The 19780-nt window shown below is 73.7% G+C and carries 16 protein-coding genes; 4 read left to right on the forward strand and 12 right to left on the reverse strand.

Annotated features, from left to right (window positions below; all coding sequences use genetic code 11):
* The first annotated feature begins 26 nt into the window (after positions 1-26).
* Positions 27-530, forward strand: a complete 504-nt coding sequence (locus ACZ6AA_RS24600) for an FBP domain-containing protein (RefSeq protein WP_468454837.1) — start codon at positions 27-29, stop codon at positions 528-530.
* Here the strand turns inward: ACZ6AA_RS24600 and ACZ6AA_RS24605 are convergent.
* From ACZ6AA_RS24605 to ACZ6AA_RS24635, 7 genes are all read right to left on the reverse strand, one after another.
* Positions 527-1003: a (2Fe-2S) ferredoxin domain-containing protein gene (locus ACZ6AA_RS24605; protein ID WP_468454835.1), complete on the reverse strand. Its 477-nt coding sequence runs from the start codon at positions 1001-1003 to the stop codon at positions 527-529. The two genes, ACZ6AA_RS24600 and ACZ6AA_RS24605, sit on opposite strands and share 4 nt — an antisense overlap.
* A 24-nt stretch (positions 1004-1027) precedes the next feature.
* A complete protein-coding gene (locus ACZ6AA_RS24610; RefSeq protein WP_468454833.1) occupies positions 1028-2368 on the reverse strand; it encodes a 6-phospho-beta-glucosidase in 1341 nt (446 codons plus the stop codon).
* Between the two features lie 154 nt (positions 2369-2522).
* Positions 2523-3026, reverse strand: a complete 504-nt coding sequence (locus ACZ6AA_RS24615; protein WP_471459984.1) for a thioesterase family protein — start codon at positions 3024-3026, stop codon at positions 2523-2525.
* On the reverse strand, positions 3023-4030 hold the full coding sequence (locus tag ACZ6AA_RS24620; protein WP_468454829.1) for a 3-hydroxyacyl-CoA dehydrogenase NAD-binding domain-containing protein: 1008 nt from the start codon (positions 4028-4030) through the stop codon (positions 3023-3025). Before ACZ6AA_RS24620 ends, ACZ6AA_RS24615 begins: the two co-directional genes overlap by 4 nt.
* 20 nt (positions 4031-4050) lie before the next feature.
* Positions 4051-4947: a beta-keto acid cleavage family enzyme gene (locus tag ACZ6AA_RS24625; RefSeq protein ID WP_468454827.1), complete on the reverse strand. Its 897-nt coding sequence runs from the start codon at positions 4945-4947 to the stop codon at positions 4051-4053.
* A gap of 91 nt (positions 4948-5038) precedes the next feature.
* The gene (locus ACZ6AA_RS24630) at positions 5039-5896 is read right to left on the reverse strand and encodes a TetR/AcrR family transcriptional regulator (RefSeq protein WP_468454825.1); all 858 of its coding nucleotides are present in this window, start codon (positions 5894-5896) and stop codon (positions 5039-5041) included.
* Between the two features lie 100 nt (positions 5897-5996).
* Positions 5997-7250, reverse strand: a complete 1254-nt coding sequence (locus ACZ6AA_RS24635) for an MFS transporter (RefSeq protein ID WP_471460210.1) — start codon at positions 7248-7250, stop codon at positions 5997-5999.
* A 496-nt stretch (positions 7251-7746) separates the two neighbouring features.
* Here ACZ6AA_RS24635 and ACZ6AA_RS24640 point away from each other — a divergent pair, with 496 nt between their 5' ends.
* The 3 genes from ACZ6AA_RS24640 to ACZ6AA_RS24650 all read left to right on the forward strand — a co-directional run bounded on the left by ACZ6AA_RS24640 (position 7747) and on the right by ACZ6AA_RS24650 (position 11954).
* Positions 7747-9963: a terpene synthase family protein gene (locus ACZ6AA_RS24640; protein ID WP_471459987.1), complete on the forward strand. Its 2217-nt coding sequence runs from the start codon at positions 7747-7749 to the stop codon at positions 9961-9963.
* A 132-nt stretch (positions 9964-10095) separates the two neighbouring features.
* Positions 10096-10572 carry a hypothetical protein gene (locus tag ACZ6AA_RS24645; RefSeq protein ID WP_468483534.1) on the forward strand — a complete coding sequence of 159 codons (477 nt, stop codon included), beginning with the start codon at positions 10096-10098 and terminating at the stop codon, positions 10570-10572.
* A gap of 29 nt (positions 10573-10601) precedes the next feature.
* Positions 10602-11954, forward strand: a complete 1353-nt coding sequence (locus ACZ6AA_RS24650; protein WP_471459989.1) for a hypothetical protein — start codon at positions 10602-10604, stop codon at positions 11952-11954.
* A gap of 3 nt (positions 11955-11957) precedes the next feature.
* Here the strand turns inward: ACZ6AA_RS24650 and ACZ6AA_RS24655 are convergent, their stop codons facing one another.
* From ACZ6AA_RS24655 to ACZ6AA_RS24675, 5 genes are all read right to left on the reverse strand, one after another.
* Complete coding sequence (locus ACZ6AA_RS24655; RefSeq protein ID WP_471459991.1) at positions 11958-14333, reverse strand: hypothetical protein; 2376 nt, start codon at positions 14331-14333, stop codon at positions 11958-11960.
* A gap of 85 nt (positions 14334-14418) precedes the next feature.
* On the reverse strand, positions 14419-16062 hold the full coding sequence (gene qcrB, locus ACZ6AA_RS24660) for a cytochrome bc1 complex cytochrome b subunit (RefSeq protein WP_468454815.1): 1644 nt from the start codon (positions 16060-16062) through the stop codon (positions 14419-14421).
* 103 nt (positions 16063-16165) lie between these two features.
* Positions 16166-17311: a galactonate dehydratase gene (dgoD, locus tag ACZ6AA_RS24665; RefSeq protein ID WP_468454813.1), complete on the reverse strand. Its 1146-nt coding sequence runs from the start codon at positions 17309-17311 to the stop codon at positions 16166-16168.
* A gap of 98 nt (positions 17312-17409) precedes the next feature.
* Positions 17410-18189, reverse strand: a complete 780-nt coding sequence (locus ACZ6AA_RS24670; RefSeq protein WP_468454811.1) for an SDR family NAD(P)-dependent oxidoreductase — start codon at positions 18187-18189, stop codon at positions 17410-17412.
* Between the two features lie 132 nt (positions 18190-18321).
* Entirely contained in the window at positions 18322-19632 is a 1311-nt protein-coding gene (locus tag ACZ6AA_RS24675) for a cation:proton antiporter (RefSeq protein WP_471459994.1), read from the reverse strand.
* Between the last annotated feature and the right edge of the window lie 148 nt (positions 19633-19780).

The following is a 19780-nucleotide window of genomic DNA, read 5'->3' on the forward strand; positions in this document are numbered from 1 at the left end:
TCGTTCGGATTGATACCTTCCGAACCATGCGTGCCCTTGGTGACAAAGAAATCCGTGCGTCGTTCGTGAACTGCTCGAAGGGCGAGGCCCGGCGTCTGACGCTGCCCGCGGGCTTCGCCGAGACGCCCTGGTCCGACCTGGACTTCCTGGGCTGGCGCGACCCCAAGGCGCCGGACCGCGGCTATGTCGTCGCCGAGCGGGACGACGAGTTGGTCGGCATCGCCCTGCGTGCCTCCGCGGGGGCCCGCCGCTCCATGCTGAAGTCCAGCATCTGCTCGGTGTGCGTGACGCCGCAGGCCGGTTCGGGCATCGCGCTGCTCGTCGCGCCCCGCGCGGGCGAGGCGGGCCGCCAGGGCAACTCGGTCGGCCTGTACGTCTGCGCGGACCTGGCCTGCTCCCTCTACGTACGCGGCAAGAAGACGTCGGCCCTGGCCCGCCGCTTCGACGAGAGCCTCAGCCCGGAGGAGCAGAACGAGCGCACGGTGCGCAACCTCAACGGCTTCCTGGACCAGGTGCTCGGCCGCTCCTAGACCTGTCGCGGGTCGACCAGTTGCAGGGTCAGGGCGTCCGGCGGGTCCGCGAGGCCCGGGCCGCCCGCCTCCGCCCAGGTGAGGATGTCGTCGAGGGACGCGTCGTCCAGGGCGAAGCCCACCCAGGCCGGGCGGCCGCCGTGCGCGCGGCCCGTGCGGGAGGGCTGGACCACCACGATGTTGGCCTGGCCGCAGGGGCCGAGGCAGTCGCTGGTGCGCACCGCGAACCGGCCCCCGGACGCGTCCGCCGCCGCCCGCAGCCGCGCCAACTGGCCCACGTGGTCCGTGCCGGGGTGCTTCACCGGGTCGCCGCAGCAGCAGCCCCGGCACACGACGAGGGTGCAGGGGCGGGTGGCGGGCCGGGCCTCCGGGGCCGCCGGGGACACTGCGTCGGGGGCGGTGCGGGGGTCGGGCAGGAGCACGGCGGACGTGCTCGTGGGCTCGGGCGTGGTGCGGGGCTCGGGCGCGGTCATTTCGTGATCATGTCAGGGTGATGCTCAGGTCAGATAGGCCAGGCCCGGGTGTGCCTGCCGGTAGCCGTCGACCAGACGGCGGGCCACGGACACCGAGTCGACCAGCGGGTGCAGCGCGAAAGCCTTGACCGCCGTGGCGCGCGAACCGCTCTCCGCCGCGGCGAGCACCTCGCGCTCGACCGCCTTGACCGCGCACACCAGGCCCGTGGCGTGCCCCGGCAGCGGCGACACGGCCGCCGGGTGCGGCCCGGACGCGTCCACCAGGCACGGCACTTCGATGACCGCGTCCGAGTCCAGCTCGGGCAGGGTCGTGCGGTTGCGGACGTTGAGGATCAGCGTCGCGCGCTCGTCGCGGGCGATGGCCCGCATCAGGGCGAGGGCGACCCGTTCGTAGCCGCCGGACTCCATGTCCTCGGGGGCGCGTTCCCCGGCGCCCGCGGCCTCCCGGCTCTGCGCCATGTACGTCGCCTCGCGCTCGGCGCGGGTGGCGTCCCACGTCTTGAAGGCGGGGGTCTCGGGGCTGCGCATCTCCTCGTAGAAGCGGGCCTGCTGGTCGCGCAGGAACGCGCCGCGGGTCCGCTCGGCGGTCCGGTAGGCGTGGACGGTCTCGCGGTTGAAGTAGTAGTAGTGCAGGTACTCGTTGGGGATCACCCCGAGCGACTGGAGCCAGTCGGCGCCGAAGAGCTTGCCCTCCTCGAAGGATTCCAGGAGGCCGCGGTCACCGAGCAGGCGCGGCAGCAGGTTCTGCCCGTCGACCTCCAGGCCGCTCAGCCAGCCCAGGTGGTTCAGGCCCACGTAGTCGAGCCACGCCCGGCCGGGCTCGACGCCGAGCAGCCCCGCCACCCGGCGGCCGAGGCCCACGGGCGAGTCGCAGATGCCGATGACGCGGTCGCCGATGTGGCGGGCCATCGCCTCGGTCACCAGGCCCGCGGGGTTGGTGAAGTTGATGACCCATGCCTCGGGCGCGAGCCGCCGCACCCGGCGGGCGATGTCGACGGCGACGGGCAGCGTCCGCAGCCCGTACGCGATGCCGCCCGCGCCGACCGTCTCCTGCCCGAGCACCCCTTCGGCGAGCGCCACCCGCTCGTCGGTGGCGCGGCCCTCCAGGCCGCCGACGCGGATCGCGGAGAACACGAAGTCGGCGCCGCGCAGCGCCTCGTCGAGGTCGGCGGTGACGCGCACGGCGGGCGCGTCGGACACCCCTGCGGCCTGGTCGGCGAGGACGCGGGCGATCGCCCCGGCCCGGGCGCCGTCCACGTCGTACAGGACGACCTCGGTGATACGGCCCTCGGCGCGGTCGCCGAGCAGCGCCCGGTACACGAGGGGCACGCGGAATCCGCCGCCGCCCAGAATTGCCAGCCTCACGTCTGAACCACCTTGCCCGCAGCCTCAGTGAAGAGGGAACAGTTGAACATCGCTCCGAACACCTACCACTTCGGACGATGCCATGCGGAACGCGAGGTGCCCGAACCGGGCCCCGGACGGGCGCCGAACCTCGACCAGGACTGGGACGAACGTTCTACTCGGTGGTGACCACAGTCGCGATCGCCCGTCCCGCCCACGAAGGTGCCGCCTCCACGAACTCGGCGAGGCGCTCGCGGACCGCGTCCGGGAACGGCACCGCGCGTCCCGCCTTCTGGTCGACGTGCAGCGCGAGCAGTTCCGTCGTGGCGACCGGCGCGGCGTCGGGCGCCGGATCGGCCGCGGCGCCGTCGACGACGTACAGCTCATGCGCGAAGTGCGCCTTCTTGCCGTGCACGCCGAGGACCCGGGTACGCACGGCGAGGTGGGCGCCCTCGGCGACGTCGCGCAGATACCGCAGATGGGCCTCGACGGTGTAGAGGGAGCAGCCGGTGGTCTCGCGGTACGCGGCGTCCAGGCCGGTGGCGTCCATCATCGCGTCGGTGGCGAACCCGAAGGCCAGTGAGTAGTAGCCCTCGCTCATATGGCCGTTGTAGTCGATCCACTCCGGCGGGACGACCTGCCGGTAAGGCGCGAGACGGCGGGCGATTTCCCTGGTCACACGGTTCCCTTCTGAGCGGCGTGGTCGGCGTGGGGGGCGCTCCGGTCGGCGGCGGCCTGGCGCGGCAGCCTCCCCGTCGCGCGCAGTACGTCGATGACGCCCTGGTCGCGCTCGGCGACGAGGTCGGCGATGGTGCGCCCGGCGGCCGCTTCGTCGCATCCGGCGACCACCGCGTCGTACAGCTCCTTGTCGAGTTCGGGTGCTTCGAGCCGCGTCCACGGGGACTTCAGGGACGGCCCGAAGTGGTCGAGCATATGGGCCATGCCGCCCTCGCCGCCCGCGAGCGCGAAGGTGAGCATGGGGCCCATGAACGCCCAGCGCAGGCCGGGGCCCTCGGTGATGGAGTCGTCGATCTCCTGGACGGTGGCCTCGCCGTTGGCGACCATGTGCAGCGCCTCGCGCCACAGGGCTTCCTGGAGGCGGTTGGCGATGAAGCCGGGCACCTCGCTCTTCATGGTGATGACGGACTTGCCCGCGACCTCGTAGAACCGCGACGCCCAGGCGACGGCTTCGTCGGTGGTCCGCTCGCCGCCGACGACCTCGACGAGGGGGATCAGGTACGGCGGGTTGAAGGGGTGCCCGACGACGAGGCGGCCCGGGTCGGCGGCCTCGGTCTGCATGTCGGTCATGGGGTAGCCGGAGGTGGACGAGGCGATGACGACCCCGGCGGGCGCGGCGGCATCGAGCCGCGTGAGCAGATCGCGCTTCAGCTCCAGCTTCTCGGGGGCGCTCTCCTGGACGAACTGGGCGTCGGCGACGGCCTCTTCGAGCGTCGCGGCGACGGTCAGGCGGTCCCGGGACGCGCCGTCGGCGAGGCCGAGCCGGGTGAGCGCGGGCCAGGCGGCGTCGACGAGGCGGCGCAGCCGCTGCTCGGCGTCGGGCGCGGGGTCCCAGGCGGTGACGTCATAGCCACGGGCCAGGAAATGGGCGACCCAGCCGCCGCCGATGACTCCGGCGCCGACGCAGGCGACACGGCGGACTTCTTCAGGGGTGGTCACAGTCATGGTGCGGTCCTCCGTGGGGATCAGGCGCGGGGCTTGAGGCCGAGCTTCGTGCGGGCCTCGTCGGGGGTGGCGACGCGCGAGCCGAGGTTCTCGGTGATCTGGACGGCGCGCTCGACCAGTTGGGCGTTGGTCACCTTGTTGCCCTTGCCGAGGTAGAGGTTGTCCTCCAGCCCGACGCGGACCTGCCCGCCGAGCAGGATGGACTGCGCGACCCACGGCATCTGCATGCGGCCGAGTGCGAAGCTGGCCCACTGCGCGCCCTCGGGCAGCATGTTGACCATCGACTGGAGCACGCCGGGGTCGGCGGGGGCGCCCCACGGGATGCCCATGCAGAGCTGGAAGACGGTCGGGTCGTCCAGCAGGCCCTCGGCCAGAAGCTGCTTGGCGAACCACAGCTGCCCGGTGTCGAAGATCTCCAACTCGGGCCGTACGCCCAGCTCCTGGATGCGCTTGGCGCCCTGGCGGAGCATGTCGGGCGTGGAGATGTAGAGGTTGTCTCCGAAGTTGAGGGAGCCGCAGTCGAGGGTGCAGATGTCGGGCAGCAGGTCCTCGACGTGCGGGAGCCGGTCGAGGCCGCCGACGAGGTCGGTGCCGGGCAGTTCGCCGAGCTCCTTCAGCGGCTGGTCCGGGTCGATCACCAGGTCCCCGCCCATGCCCGCCGTCAGGTTGATGACGACGTCGGTGCCGGTCTCCTTCACGCGCTCGACGACCTCGCGGTAGAGCCGGGGGTCGCGGGACGGGGCGCCGGTCTCCGGGTCGCGGACGTGGATGTGGACGACGGCGGCACCGGCCTCGGCGGCCCGCACGGCGTCGCGGGCTATCTGTTCGGGCGTGACGGGCACGTGCGGGCTCTTGCGGACGGTGTCGCCCGCGCCGGTGAGGGCGCAGGTGATGATGACGTTGTCGTTCACGGGCATGCCGGACTCCCTTTCGGGGGCTGGGGGTTGTGGTCGTGCGGAGTGTGTACGGGGCCGCGTACCGGAGGCGTCGGGGGTACGCGGCCGGGGCTCAGCGCGCGGCGAGCGCGGCGTCCACGTGGGCGAGCAGGGCCGCGTGCATGTCGTCGGGGCGGGTGCCGGGGCCGTCCGGGGTGCCGGCGAGGACCTGGGTGGCGAGGCCGTCGATCAGGGCGGTCAGATGCAGGGCGGCCGCTTCGGGGTCCACGGGCCGGAATGCGCCCTCGTCGACGCCGCGCCGGACGACGTCGGCGACGGTGGCGCGCCACTGCCGGTAGTACTCGGTGTGCAGGCGGCCGACGGCGGTGGAGCGGGCCGCCTCGGCCCACAGGTCGAGCCAGACGCTCCACTGGTCGCGCTGTCGGCCGGTGCGCGGGGTCTGGAGCTCGATGAGCTGGCGCAGTTCGTCGGCGGCGTCGGCCGCGTCGGCGATGCGCGCGGCCCTGCGGGCGGTGTCCTCGTCCATGCACCAGCGCACGGCCGCCTCCAGCAGGTCGTCGCGGCCGGGGAAGTGGTAGTGGATGGCGGCCGTGCTGGTCTCGCAGGCCTTGGCGATGTCCTGGACGCGGACGGCGTGGAAGCCGTGGTCGGCGATGAGGCGGACGGTCTCGCGGATGATCTGCAACGGCCGTCCCTCGGGCGGCGTCGCGGCCCGCCGTCCGCGCGGGGCGGCGGGGCGGGCGGCCGCCGGGTCCGCGCCGCCGCGGGTGCCGAGCAGCCAGGCGGCGTCGACGTCTGCGGTGTCGGCGATCCGGGCCAGCTCCGCCGCGGTGAAGCGCCGGGTGCCGCCCAGGGAGCGCGACAGCTTCGACGGGTCCATGACGATCCGCCGAGCGAACTCGCGCTGGGTCACGCCCGCCGCGGCGATGACCTCACGGACACGGGTGGGGACGTCGGGGTCTTGCTCCATGCCGGTCACGGTACCCGCGCATTGAGATCAGCACAACGCGCCTCCATGATCCCTCCGGCTTCACTCATGCTTTCACGCCATTGCGATGCTGACTGACGCATCAGTCACCACAACGTCCCGCATGGCCCGAGCGACCTGCACACCCCCTGCGTCTCCCCCACCCCATGAACCTCGTGCACCCCTGCACAGCCTCCCCACCCCGCCGCTCCCGCCGCACCCGCCGCACCGCCACCGGCGCCGACACCGCCCCCAGCACCGCCACCCACGCGCACACGCCCGCCCAGCCGAGCGTCGCGTACGCCAGCGCCCCGAGCGACGACCCCGTCGCACCGCCGATGAAGGCGCACGTCATGTAGGCCGTGTTGAGGCGGCTGCGGGCCTCGCCGTTGAGGGCGAAGATCCGCACCTGGTTGGCGACCATCCCGGACTGCATGGCCACGTCCAGGAGCAGCGTGCCGAGGGCCAGGGCCACGAGCCCGGGCACGCCGCCGAGCCCGCCGAGGGCGAGGACTCCCGCCGAGGAGACGACCGCGACCAGGCAGACGGCGTTCACCGCGTCCGGGCCGCGCCGGTCGATCTGGCGGCCCGCGAACGGCGTCGCCAGCATCGTGCCCGCGTTCACCAGGGCCAGCGCACCGACCGCGGAGGCGCCGAGGCCGTACGTCCCGCTCGTCAGGAACAGGGCGACCCCCGTCCACAGCGCCTGGAAGGCCGCGAAGGCCGTCGCCTGGTAGAAGCACGAGAGCCTGAGCAGGGGCTCCGCGCGCAGCAGCCGCAGCGACTCGGCGAGCAGCGCCGGATAGCGCTGGTTCGACGTCGGGACGGTGCGGGGCAGGCCCCGGGCGAGGACGGCCGCGATCAGGAGCGCGAGCACGGCCGTCACGAGGTACGGCGCCCGCCAGCCGAGCCATTCGCCGAGTGCGCCGCCGAACGCGCGCGAGAGCAGCATGCCGCCGATGGATCCGCTCAGGAGGGTGCCGGTGACGGCGCCGCGGCGCGCGGCGGGGACGAGTCCCGCCGCCATGGGCGCGACGACGGGGGCGATCACCGTGGTGACGCCGACGAGCACGCTCGCGCCGAGCAGGGGCGGCAGCGCGGGCGCGGCGCTCGCGGCGAGCAGCCCGGCACCGCTGAGGGCGAACAGAGTGGTGATGAGCGTGCGGTGCGGGACGCGGTCGCCGAGCGGCACCAGGAAGAAGATGCCGAGCGCGTAGCCGAACTGGGCCGCGGTCACCACGAGGGCCGCGGTGTCGCCGGACACGTCGAGCCCGGAGGCGACGAGCGGGCTGACGGCCTGCGGGAAGTAGATGTTGCCGACGGCGACACCACAGGCGACGGCGAGGAGGAGCACCATGCCGCGGCTGAGGGAGGCGCGCGGAGCGGGGGCTTCGGGCGCGGGCGCTTCCGGAGCCGCGTGGGCCAGGGCTTCCGGAGCGGCGGCCTCCGGCGAGGTGGGCGCGGAAGCGGCCGGTATCGGCCCCGGCGTGGGCGTGGTGCGTTCGGTCACGAGGGATCACCTTCGCCGCTGCGGCCCCCACGCACAAGGTGTTTCTCCCCACCGCCCCGACCCGGCCACACCCCCGCCCACCTGCACTGCTTACTCCCCGCGCGTCGGCGAGACGGTGTCGCACCGGCGGCCGGCGGGAGTACGCGGCCGTGCCCGTCGCCACCTGCCGGGCGATCGGCGCCGCGCTCCCCGAGGCCGTCCCCGCACGGGTGTTTGACTCCCGGGCCGAATTCGGCGCGTCGTATCACGCGATGGTGTGACCGGGGGCGGCGCCCGGCATCCGACGGCGGCGCCGGGGTAGTGCTCGGCTGCCCGTACGCCGTCCGCGAGAAGAGAGCCCCGCATGCCCCAGCCGTCGCGCCCCTTCGAACTGCCGAGCTTCTACATGGTGCATCCGGCGCGCCTCAACCCCCATGCGGAGGAGGCGCGTGCGCACACCCGGGAGTGGGCGCGGAGCATGGGGATGCTGGAGGGCTCCGGGGTCTGGGACACGGCCGACCTGGAGGCGCACGACTACGCGCTGCTGTGCGCGTACACCCACCCGGACTGCGACAGCGCGGCCCTGTCCCTGGTCACCGACTGGTACGTGTGGGTGTTCTTCTTCGACGACCACTTCCTTGAGCTGTTCAAACGCACCCAGGACCGGGCGGGCGGCAAGGCCTATCTCGACCGGCTGCCCGCGTTCATGCCGATGGACCTCGCGACACCGATGCCGGAGCCCACCAACCCGGTGGAGGCGGGCCTCGCCGACCTGTGGACGCGCACGGTGCCCAGCATGTCCCTGGAGTGGCGGGCCCGCTTCGCTGAGAGCACCCGCAATCTCCTCAACGAGTCGCTGTGGGAGCTGTCCAACATCAACGCGCACCGCGTCGCGAACCCCGTCGAGTACATCGAGATGCGCCGGAAGGTCGGCGGCGCCCCGTGGTCGGCGGGGCTCGTCGAGTACGCGACGGGCGCGGAGGTCCCGGCGGCGGTGGCGCGGTCGCGGCCGCTGCGGGTCCTCAGGGACACGTTCGCCGACGCCGTGCACCTGCGCAACGACCTGTTCTCCTACCAGCGGGAGGTCGAGGAGGAGGGCGAGCTGAGCAACGGTGTGCTGGTCCTCGAAACCTTCCTCGGCTGCTCCACGCAGGAGGCGGCGGACGCCGTCAACGACCTGCTCACGGCCCGGATGCAGCAGTTCGAGGACACGACGTTCACCGAACTCGCCCCGCTGTGCGCCGAGAAGACGCTGACGCCGAGGCAGAGCGCCGACGTCCTCGCGTACGTCAAGGGGCTCCAGGACTGGCAGTCCGGCGGCCACGAGTGGCACATGCGCTCCAGCCGCTACATGAACGAGGGCGCCGTCGACCGCCCGTCGCCGCTCGCGGGCCCCACCGGCGTCGGCACGTCCGCCGCCGGCATCAAGGCCCTCATGGCCGCGACCGGCGCCCAGCGCGTGCGCCGCTTCACCCACGTCCCGTACCGGCGCGTCGGCCCGTCCGTGATCCCCGACTTCGACCTGCCCTACACGACCACCCTCAGCCCCCACCTCGACCGCTCGCGGCGCGAGACCGTCGACTGGGCCGCCCGCATGGGCATGCTGGAGCCCCAGCCGGGCGTGCCCGCCTCGCACGTCTGGGACGCCCGCAAGCTCGCCGGGTACGACTTCCCGCTGTGCGCCGCGGGCCTGCACCCGGACGCCACACCGGAGCAGCTCGACATCGGCTCGTGCTGGCTGACCTGGGGGACGTACGGGGACGACTACTACCCGGTGGTGTTCGGCAGGCCCCGGGACCTGCTCGGCGCGAAGGCGTGCAACGACCGTCTGTCGCTGTTCATGCCGCTGGACTGCTCGCCGACGCCCCCGCCCGCCAACGCTCTGGAGCGGGGCCTCGCCGACCTGTGGGCGCGCACGGCCGGACCCATGGACGCAGGGGGGCGCGCCCTGCTCCACCGGACCCTGGTGGACATGACGGACAGCTGGCTGTGGGAGCTGGCCAACCAGGCGCAGAACCGCATCCCGGAGCCGGTCGACTACATGGAGATGCGCCGCCACACCTTCGGCGCGCACTTCACCATGAGCCTGTGCCGCTTCGGACACGGCAAGCGGGTGCCCCCTGAGGTCTACGCGAGCGCGCCGGTGCAGAACCTGGAGAACGCCGCCGCCGACTACTCGATGCTCATGAACGACGTCTTCTCGTACCAGAAGGAGATCGAGTACGAGGGCGAGGTGCACAACGCGATCCTCGTCGTGCAGAACTTCTTCGACTGCGACTACCCGACGGCGCTCGGCATCGTCGACGACCTCATGAGGTCCCGGATGAGCCAGTTCCAGCACGTCGTCGCGCATGAACTGCCCGTCCTGTACGACGAGTTCGACCTCGACCAGGAGGCGCGGGACATCCTCGACGGCTATGTGGAGGAGCTGAAGCACTGGATGGCCGGGATCCACATCTGGCACCGCGACTGCCGCCGCTACCGCCAGGAGGACCTCTCGCACGGGCCGCTGCCCGAACCGTCGGGGCTCGGCATGGAGGTGGTGCGGCCCGGCTGGCTGCGGGAGCTCGCCGCGCCCTGAGCCCGCGGTGACCCGGCCGTCGGCCCTCCGCGCCCCGGGCGGGGGCGGGTAAGGTCGGCGGTCGGGCCGATCACCGGGGTCGGCCCGGGGCCGGCGCGGTCCGGCCCCGGGAACGCGGGGAGGACGCGCGCAGTGCGGGAGCCGAACCACGTCCACCCGGCCGCCCCCGGCGCCCCCGCCCGCTGGCTCACCGTCACCCCCGAACGCACCGTGCTCGGCGTCATCCACAACGTGACCTCGGCGACCCGACTGCTCGACCTACTCACCGTCTTCGACGGCGACCGGCGCGTGCAGACCTTGTTCACCTGCACCGACTCCTCACCGTTCGCGGACGGCATCGCGGAGTTCGCCGCCGCCCGCGAACTCCCCTTCCTCCCCTGGGACGAGGCGGTGAAGACGGAGTTCGACCTGGCGGTCAGCACGAGCCGCGGCGGAGCCCTGCACAGCATCTCCGCTCCCCTCATGGGCGCCCCGCACGGCGCCGGATACAATAAGAGGCTCAGCAGCCGGGAGCCGGGAGCCGGGAGCCGGGAGCCGGGAGCCGGGAGCCGGGAGCCGGGAGCCGGGAGCCGGGAGCCGGGAGCCGGGAGCCGGGAGCCTTCGGTCTGACGGCTGAATGGCTTGTGTACGACGGCGAGTTGATACCGTCGGCCGTCGTCCTCTCTCACGAAGAACAGCTCGCCCGGCTCCGCGTCGGCTGCCCCGAGGCCCTGCCGGTGGCACACGTCGTCGGCGACCCCTGCATGGACCGACTGCGCGCCTCCCTCCCCTTCCGTGCGGAGTACCGCGCCGCACTCGGTGTCCGCCCCGACCAGCGCCTGCTCGTCCTCAGCTCGACCTGGGGCCGCCGCTCCCTGCTCGGCGCCGCGGGCGACCTCGTGCTCCGCGCGCTCGCGGAGCTGCCCCACGACTCGTTCCGTGTCCTCGCCGCCGTGCACCCCAACGCCTGGTACGGGCACGGGGGTTGGCAGATCCGCACCTGGCTGCGCCCCCACCTGGACGCCGGGCTGCTGCTTCCCCCGCCCGCGGACGGCACCTGGCAGGCGGCGCTGTGCGCGGCGGACGCGTTCATCGGCGACCACGGCTCGGTGACGCTGTACGCGGCGGGACTCGGCCTGCCCGGACTGCTCGGCGCGTTCGACGAGGACAGCGTGGCGGCGGGCTCCCCCATGGAGGCCCTCGGCGAGGCGCTGCCCCGCGTCTCGCCCGCACGGCCGCTCGCAGCCCAACTGGAGCACGCCGCCCGCGACAAGGCGGCGGACCCCCGGCTCGCCGCGGCCACCTCGCAGATCACCTCCCACCCGGGCGAGGCCCCGGCACGCCTGCGCCGCCTCTGCTACCGCATGCTCGACCTGGACGAGCCCGCCGTCCCGCCCGCGCCGCGCCCCGTCGACGTACCGCGGGACCTGCCTTCGACGCCTCGTTCGCCCGTGGAGCAACCCCTGTTCGTGGAGGCCCTGGTGACGGCGGCCGACGGCACCGACGCGGCCACCGGGTCCGACCGGCCGACCGCGCTCACCGGCCCGACCGAGCTCCTGGTCCGGCGCTACCCCGCCCACGCCCGCGCCGCCGCCACCCCGCACCCACGGCTCACCGACGCCCACGTCGCCGTCACCGCGGGCGAGCCCGAGGCGCGTTGGGCGCACGCGGCGGACGTGGTCACGGCCCGTGCCCCCGCGACGGGGCCTCAACTGACCTCACTGGAAGACGAGTTGTTCACGGCCCACCCGGGCTGCGCGCTGATCGCCGTGCCGCAGGAAGGCGGCGGGTGTCTCCTACGCACCCGTAACGGCACCTCTCTGCGAGGGAGTTGGGAGTCACCTCCCGCCTGGGCGACGGCTTCGCTCACCGCGTCCGTGGCGTATGCCTGCCTGCTCCGGCACGGGGACGACTGGGAGGGCGAGGTGCGGGTGCGGCTCACTCCGGGCGGCGTACCGGCGCACCTGCGGGTGGGGCGCCTCGGCGCGGGCCCCGCGCCGTACAACAGCTGACGGTCACCCGTCGGCCCCCTCCCCCAGCCGCTCCCGCGCCCCGGCGGCCCCCACGCTCCCCAACGTCCGGTACGTGTCGAGCGCCGCCCGCCAGTCCTCCCGTGCCCGCGCCTCGTCGCCGCGGGCCGCCCACGCGTCGCCGCGGGCGAGGCGGGCGTCGGCCTCCTCCTTGGGGGCGCCGCGCTCCTGGAGGAGGGCGATCGCCTCGTCCAGCGGGGCGACGGCCTCGTCGGCACGGTCGGCGGCCAGGCGGGCCTGGGCGTAACGGGTCAGCGCGCGGGCCTCGTTGTAGCGGTCGGGGGTGGGCAGCTCGGCGAAGAGCCTGCGGGCGCCGAGCAGGGCCGCGGCGGCCTCCTCGTGGAGGTGGGCGGCGCTCGCCGTGCGTCCCATGTGGTACTGGAGCAGGGCACGGCCGCGCGGGTGCGCCAAGTCGCCGAGCGCGCGCAGCGCCTGCCGGAAGCAGTCCAGGGCATCCTGTGGGCGGCCCTGCTCCACGGCGACCTGGCCGAGGCCTTCGAGCGCGGAGGACTCGGTGCGGGCGTGCCCGGCCGCGCGCGCCTGGCGCAGGGCGAGCCCGTAGTGGTGACCGGCCCGCTCGACGCTCTCCGCGCCGCCCTGGTCGAAGAGGGCGAACGCCAGCTCGTAGTGGCAGCGGGCCAGGACGAGCGGGGCGTCGTCGGGCGCTGCGTCACCCTCGGGCGCTGCGGCATCCCCGGCGGCGGCCGGGCCAGACCTCGCGCCTCCCCCATCCGCCACGTCTGGCGCGGACCCGCCATGCTCGGCGTGCGCGCCATCGGCCGCCCGGGCCTCCCCAGGCGCACCGGCCGCCCCGGACACACCCGCCGCACCGGACACCCCAGCCGCACCCCCCGCGCCGGACACGCCCGAGGCACTCGCCGCACCCCCCTCCACGATCCGCTCCCCCGCCCGCACCGCCCGCTCCGCCACCTCCACCCACAGCGTGTGGTGCTTGCGGCGGAAGAAGAAGCCGCGCAGGGCCTCCGCGAGATCGCACACGGTGCGGTCGTGGCCGCGGGCGAACTCCAGGGCGGTGAGGGCGGCGGCGTTCTCACGGTCCGGTTCGAGGGCGTCCAGGGCCTCGGCCTCGCTGTCGAACACGCCGTCCAGGGCAGCTGGTTGGCGGAAGATCCCGGCGCGGCGCCAGCGGCCGGACACCAAGTGCTCGGCCGCCGCGGCCCGCCGCAGGTACCAGTCGGTGATGCGGGCCGCCACCGCCGCGGCCTCGTCGGCGTCCGTGCGGGCGAGGGCGGCCGCGTACTCGTGGAGGAGACCGTTCATGCGGCAGCGGCCGGGCGCGGGGCGTTCGAGGAGGTTGCCGTTGAGGAGCGTGCGCCGCACTCGCGCGCCCGCGTCGGGTCCGCCCGCCAGCTCGTCGACGAGGGCGTCGGCGAACTCGGGCGTCGGGTTCAGGCCGAGCCCGCGGAACACGGCGGCCGTGGCGGGTTCGAGCGCCGCGTAGGAGTCCTCGAAGACGGACCGCAGGGAGTACGTGTGCGGGTCGTCGGGCACGGTCAGCGCCTCCTGGAAGGTGGGCAGGGCCAGGAGTCTGCGGACGAACTCCTCGACGCCGCCCTCCAGCGGGTCCGCGGCGCGCGCCCCGGCGAGCCGGGCGGCGGCGGGCAGGCCCGCGAAGGCAGGGACGACGGTCCGCAATAACTCCTGCCCCCGGTCCGTGAGTTCGGCGGTCATGGCGCGGCCGACCGTGTCCAGGAACAGCTCCCGGCAGGACTCGTCGTCGAGCCCGGCGAGGCGCACGTACACGGGTTCCGACCCCGGGAGCACGGGGCGCAGACCGTTCAGGAGCAGGCGGCTGGTGAGGACGACCATGCTCCCCGGGTGCCCCGGAAGCAGCTGCGGGACCTGACCGGCCGTCACCACGTCGTCGAGCAGCACCAGACAGGGTTCGTGCGCGGTGAGGTGGCGGTAGTACGCGGCGAGCGGCGCCAGATCGCCGGGCATCTCGGCGCGCGGGGTGCCGAGCGCGGCGACGAACGACTCCAGGACGGAGCGGGTGTCGGCCGGTTCCAGGGCACCGCGCGGGCTCATGTCGGCGTAGAGGACACCGCCGGGGAAGTCCCCGCGCCGCCGCGCCGACCAGTGCAGGACGGCGCCGCTCTTGCCGATGCCCGGCGGCCCCGTCACCACGACGACCTCGGCGGCGGCGCGGTCGGCCGGGGCGTCGGCGACGCGGTCGAGGGCGGCGCGCACCGGCAGCCGGTCCACGAGCCGTCCGGGCGCTGCGGGCGCCATGAACGGCACGCGCGGGGCCCGCACTTCGCCGCTCACGCACTGCCGCACCGTGACGTGCCGCGCCTGGATGACGTCGCGGAAGGTCCCGCCCGAGATGTTGTTGGCCACCGAATCCACCCGGGCAGTCTTCCAGGGCGCCGCGCCGGACGGAACGCCACCTCGCGCCCCGGGCGGACCACAGGCCCGGCGCGCCTCAGTGGTGCCCGTCCCCGCTGTGGATCCGCCGGTACTCCTCCGCCGTGGCCTTCGGCACCTGCGCGCCCGGACCGTACATCGCCCGGGAGAGGCGCGCGCGCAGCCGCTCGGAGCGGGGCACCTTGCGGACCACGCCGTTGGCGTCGACCAGGGGCCCCACCTCGTAGGGCCGGGGCTGTTCGTGCGCGGTGAGCTTGTACCGCTCGGCCTGGCTGAGGGGCTGGTGGACCTCGACGTACTCGCCGTGCGGGAGGCGTTTGATGATGCCGCTCTCCCGCCCGTGCAGCACCTTGTCGCGGTCGCGGCGCTGCAGCCCGAGGCAGATCCGGTGGGTGACGACGAAGGCGAGCGGCGGGGCGACGAAGAAGGCGACGCGCACGAACCAGGTGATGGCGTTGATGGACAGGTGGAAGTGCGTGGCCCACAGGTCGTTGCCGCCGCCGACCATCAGCACGCCGTACAGCGTCAGCCAGGCCACGCCGAGGCCCGTGCGGACGGGCGCGTTGCGCGGCCGGTCGGCGATGTGGTGCTCGCGTCTGTCCTTGGTGACCCAGGACTCGATGAACGGATACGCCCCGATCGCCGCCATGATGAGCGGGAACAGCGCGAAGGGGATGAAGACGCCCAACTGCAGGGTGTGGCCCCAGGCGTTGATCTCCCAGCTGGGCATCACCCGGATGAGGCCCTCGGAGAAGCCGAGGTACCAGTCGGGTTGAGCGCCGGTGCCGACGAGATCGGGCCGGTAGGGACCGAGGGCCCATACGGGGTTGATCGTCGCGATCGCGCCCATCAGCGCGAGGACGCCGAAGACGAGGAAGAAGAAGCCGCCCGCCTTGGCGACGTAGATGGGCAGGAAGGGCGCGCCGACCACGTTCTTCTCGGTGCGTCCGGGCCCGGCGAACTGGGTGTGCTTGTGGTAGAAGACCAGGATCAGATGGGCGACGACCAGGCCCAGCATGATGCCCGGCAGCAGCAGCACGTGCACGGCGAAGAGTCTCGGGATGATGTCGTGTCCAGGGAACTCCCCTCCGAAGAGGAAGAAGGAGAGGTACGTGCCCACGACCGGGACGGACAGGATGGCGCCCTGCGCGAAGCGGATGCCGGTGCCGGACAGCAGGTCGTCGGGGAGCGAGTAGCCGGTCAGGCCGGTGATGAGGCCGAGCATCAACAGGGTCCAGCCGAACACCCAGTTGATCTCGCGCGGCTTGCGGAACGCGCCGGTGAAGAACACCCGCATCATGTGCACGAGCATCCCGGCGACGAACACGAGCGCGGCCCAGTGGTGGATCTGCCGGATGAGCAGACCGCCGCGCACCTCCATGCTGATGTCGACGGTCGACTCGTAGGCGCGCGTCATCAGCACGCCCTTCAGCGGTTCGTAACTGCCGTTGTACTCGACCTCGATGCCGCTCGGCTCGAAGAACAGGGTGAGCCAGACGCCGGTGAGGATCAGGATCAGGAAGCTGTAGAGACAGATCTCGCCGAACATGAAGGACCAGTGGTCCGGGAACACCTTGCGCATCTGGGTCTTGGCGAGGGTGTGCACGCCGAGGCGGCTGTCCGCCCAGTCGGCGACGCGTTCACCTCTGCCGGGACCGGGGTCGCGCTTGCCGGGGTCGGTGTTGCGGGCGTGTTCGCTCATGCGGCTCCCCCCTCGGGCGGCTACCAGGGTAGGTGCGCCGCGCGCCTCGGCGACAGGGTCGTGCGGCCCGCCGGGAAGAGCTCCCCCTCGGCCCCCGCGGGCCTCACCACTCCGCGAACGAACCGTCCGGGTGCCGCCACACGGGGTTGCGCCAGGCGTGCCCACCCCGGTCGGCCGCCCGCACGGCCGCCTCGTCGACCTCGACGCCGAGTCCAGGCAGGGTCGTGCGGTGGGCGTGCCCGTCGGTGAACCGGAACGGCTCGGTGTCCACGACGTACGACAGGAGGTCGGCGCTCTTGTTGTAGTGGATGCCGCGGCTCTGTTCCTGGATGAGGAAGTTCGGCGTGGTGAAGGCGAGTTGGAGGCTCGCGGCGAGCGCGATCGGGCCGAGCGGGCAGTGCGGGGCGAGCAGCGCGCCGTGGGTCTCCGCGAGGGCGGCGATGCGCTGGACCTCCGTGATGCCGCCCGCGTGCGACAGGTCGGGCTGGGCGACGGCGATGCCCGCGGTGAGGGCGGGCAGGAACTCGGCGCGGCTGTAGAGGCGTTCGCCGGTGGCGAGGGGGACGGGGCTCGCCGCGACCAGGGCGGGCAGGAGGTGGCTCTGGTCGGGAAGGAGCGGCTCCTCCGCGAACAGCGGGTGCAGCGGGGCGAGTTCGGCGAGGACGCGGCGGGCGCTCGCGGGGGTGAAGCGGCCGTGGAAGTCGACGGCCACGTCCCGGTCGGGGCCGAGGGCCTCGCGGGCGATGGCGACGCGGTCGACGACGGCGGCGGTCTCGGCGGGCGTGGTGAGCGGCGATGTGGCCCCGGCCGCGTTCATCTTCACGGCGGTGAAGCCCGCCTCGACCTGCTCGGCGATGTGCTCGGCGAGCACAGCGGGCTCGTCGCCGCCGACCCACGCGTACACCCGCGCCCTGTCCCGCACGGGCCCGCCGAGCAGGGCGTGCACGGGCGCGCCGTACGTCTTGCCCGCGATGTCCCACAGGGCCTGGTCGATGCCCGCGACGGCGCTGGAGAGGACGGGGCCGCCGCGGTAGAAGCCGCCCTTGGTGAGCACCTGCCAGTGGTCCTGGATCCGCAGCGGGTCCTTGCCGATCAGATACTCGGCGAGTACGTCCACGGCGGCGCGCACCACCTCGGCGCGCCCCTCGACGACGGGTTCGCCCCAGCCGACCACGCCGTCGTCGGTCCCCACGCGGCAGAACAGCCAGCGCGGCGGGACGAGGAAGGTCTCCACGCGGTCGATCATCATGGTGTGTCCTTCTCTCCTCGCTGGGGGGGCGGCGCGCGGTGGGGGTGCGCGGCGGATCGGATGCGCGGCAGCAGGGAGCGCGCGGCGGTCGGGCCCGCTCAGGCGGAGTCCTTCACCACGCTCCAGCCGCCGTCCACGGTCAGGCTCGTCCCGGTGATGTACGACGCCTCGTCGGCGGCGAGGAACGCGATGGCCGCCGCCACCTCCTCCGGCGCCCCGAACCGCCCGGCCGCCGTCCCCTCGACGCTGCGCGCCCGGTCCGCCTCGCCCACGTCCCCCCACGCGGGCGTCAGGATCGGCCCCGGCAGGACGGCGTTGACCCGCACCTCGGGGCCGTACTCGACGGCGAGCTGCCCGCACAGGGAGACCAGGGCGCCCTTGCTCGCCGCGTAGGCGGGGCGGCCCGGGATGCCGGTGCGGGCGTGCACGGAGGAGGTGAGGACGACGGCGCCGCGGTGGGCGCGCAGATCGGGCAGGACGGCCTTGACGCCGAGGAACGTACCGGTGAGGTTCACCGTGAGCTGGTGCTCCCAGGAGGCCCGGGTCATGGCGTGGGCGGGGGCGATCTCGCAGGCGTAGGCGTTGCTGGAGAGGACGCCGACGGGGCCGAAGCTGTGGGCGGCCGCGAGGACCTGGTCCCAGTCGGCGGCATCGGTGACGTCCGCGCGGACGAACACCGCGCTGCCGCCCTCGGCCCGGATGCCCTCCGCGACCGGCTCGCCGCGGCCCTCGTCCACATCGGAGACGACGACGGCCGCGCCCTCGGCGGCGAGGCGCACGGCGGTGGCGGCACCGATGCCGGAGGCGCCGCCGGTGACCACGGCGACCTTGCCGGTGAAGCGGGCGGCGGAGTGGGAGGCGGGTGCGCTTGGGTTCACGTGCGGCGTCCCCTCGTGCGGGTGGGCGGCGCGCCGCTCCCCTGGGCCCGTACCGCGCGGTGGTGCCGCGCGGACGGCCCGCCGCGGAGCGGCGACCGCTGATGGCATGCGCCATCCACTCTAAGTCCGGTCCTAGGTCCGGACACCTGCCGACTCAGCTGCCACGCTGTCCTCTGCGGACTCTGCGGACGGTTCGGGAGCCGAACTCGACGCCGTACGTCCGGCCCCGGTGGCCACGCCGTCCTGCCGCGCCGCCCGCCGGTCCAGGAACCCGAGCACCGGGCCCGTCATCGCCGTGGTGACGAGGGCCATGACCACCATCAGGGAGTACAGCGACTGGTCCAGGAGGCCGAGTTGCAGGCCGACGCCGAGGATCACGAGTTCGGTGAGGCCGCGGGTGTTCATGAGCGCGGCGAGCTTGCCCGCGCCGTGCGGCGAGAGGCCCTGCGAGCGCGCTCCGGCGTAGGTCCCGCCGAACTTCCCCGCGACGGCGACCAGCAGGATCACGGCGAGTTCGAGGAGCCCGCTCACGCCCACCCCGCGCAGGTCGACCTTTAGGCCCGCCACCACGAAGTACACGGGCAGCAGCAGCGAGGTGATGTGCCCGGTGCGGTCGCACACCTCGTCGCGCAGCGCCCCCGCGCCGTCGCGCGGCAGCACGACGCCGAAGAGGAAGGCGCCGAAGATGTAGTGCATGCCCATGGCCTCGGTGGCCGCGGCGCAGAGCAGCGCACCGACGAGGACGACGCCGAGCCGGTTCGCGCTGAGCCCCGTGGCGCCGCCGGTGTCGAGGACGCGCCGCAGCAGCGGCCGCAGGGCGACCAGGAACGCCGTGAACGGGATCAGCAGCGTCACGCGCCAGTAGTCGTCGGCCCCGCCGACCACGGCCTGTACCCCGGCGAGCGCCGACCAGGCCACGACGTCGACGAGGGCGGCCGTGGCGAGCGCGATGCCGCCGATCTCCGTACGGGACAGGCCGCGGTCGGCGAGGATCCGCGCGAGCACCGGGAAGGCGGTGACCGACACGGCCAGGCCCATGAACACGATGAACGCGGTGCGCTGCGGCGTGTCGTGGTCGCGCAGGAGCCACAGCGCGAGGCCGACGCCGAGGACGAACGGCACCAGGGTGGAGCCGAGGGCCGCACCCGCGCTGACCCGGGTGCGGCCGCGCAGCACCCGGTGTTCGAGTTCGAGGCCGACGACGAACATGAACAGCGCGACGCCGATGTCGGCGAGCGCCGTCAGGAGCGGGCGTACGTCGGACGGGAACAGATGGTCCGCGAAGAGACCGCCGAACAGCGTGGGCCCGAGCAGGATGCCGCCCAGGATCTCGCCCACGACGGGCGGCTGGCCGATCCGCGCCGCGAGCGCGCCGAGGCCACGGGCGAGCGCCAGGATCAGCGCCACGTCCAGGAAGAGCAGCTGCACTTGGTGACTGGTCATGACCGGACCAGCCCCTCACCGAGGTCGCGGGCGGTGCCCCCGTGAACGCCCGCACCTCCGTGCACGTACGTATCCCCATGAACGTAAGTGACTGCGTGAACTTTCGTATTGGACCGCATCAAGCTGCTCCCCTGTCGCATCCCTCGGT

This window comes from Streptomyces sp. NPDC040610 (assembly GCF_055594065.1).

What these genes read in the sequence shown, in the direction of transcription:
- dgoD (WP_468454813.1), bottom strand. Translation starts at nt 17,311, where the DNA reads ATGATGATCGACCGCGTGGAGACCTTCCTCGTCCCGCCGCGCTGGCTG.
- ACZ6AA_RS24630 (WP_468454825.1), bottom strand. Translation starts at nt 5,896, where the DNA reads ATGGAGCAAGACCCCGACGTCCCCACCCGTGTCCGTGAGGTCATCGCC.
- ACZ6AA_RS24600 (WP_468454837.1), top strand. Translation starts at nt 27, where the DNA reads ATGCGTGCCCTTGGTGACAAAGAAATCCGTGCGTCGTTCGTGAACTGC.
- qcrB (WP_468454815.1), bottom strand. Translation starts at nt 16,062, where the DNA reads ATGAGCGAACACGCCCGCAACACCGACCCCGGCAAGCGCGACCCCGGT.
- ACZ6AA_RS24675 (WP_471459994.1), bottom strand. Translation starts at nt 19,632, where the DNA reads ATGACCAGTCACCAAGTGCAGCTGCTCTTCCTGGACGTGGCGCTGATC.
- ACZ6AA_RS24635 (WP_471460210.1), bottom strand. Translation starts at nt 7,250, where the DNA reads ATGGTGCTCCTCCTCGCCGTCGCCTGTGGTGTCGCCGTCGGCAACATC.
- ACZ6AA_RS24640 (WP_471459987.1), top strand. Translation starts at nt 7,747, where the DNA reads ATGCCCCAGCCGTCGCGCCCCTTCGAACTGCCGAGCTTCTACATGGTG.
- ACZ6AA_RS24620 (WP_468454829.1), bottom strand. Translation starts at nt 4,030, where the DNA reads ATGACTGTGACCACCCCTGAAGAAGTCCGCCGTGTCGCCTGCGTCGGC.
- ACZ6AA_RS24605 (WP_468454835.1), bottom strand. Translation starts at nt 1,003, where the DNA reads ATGACCGCGCCCGAGCCCCGCACCACGCCCGAGCCCACGAGCACGTCC.
- ACZ6AA_RS24625 (WP_468454827.1), bottom strand. Translation starts at nt 4,947, where the DNA reads ATGCCCGTGAACGACAACGTCATCATCACCTGCGCCCTCACCGGCGCG.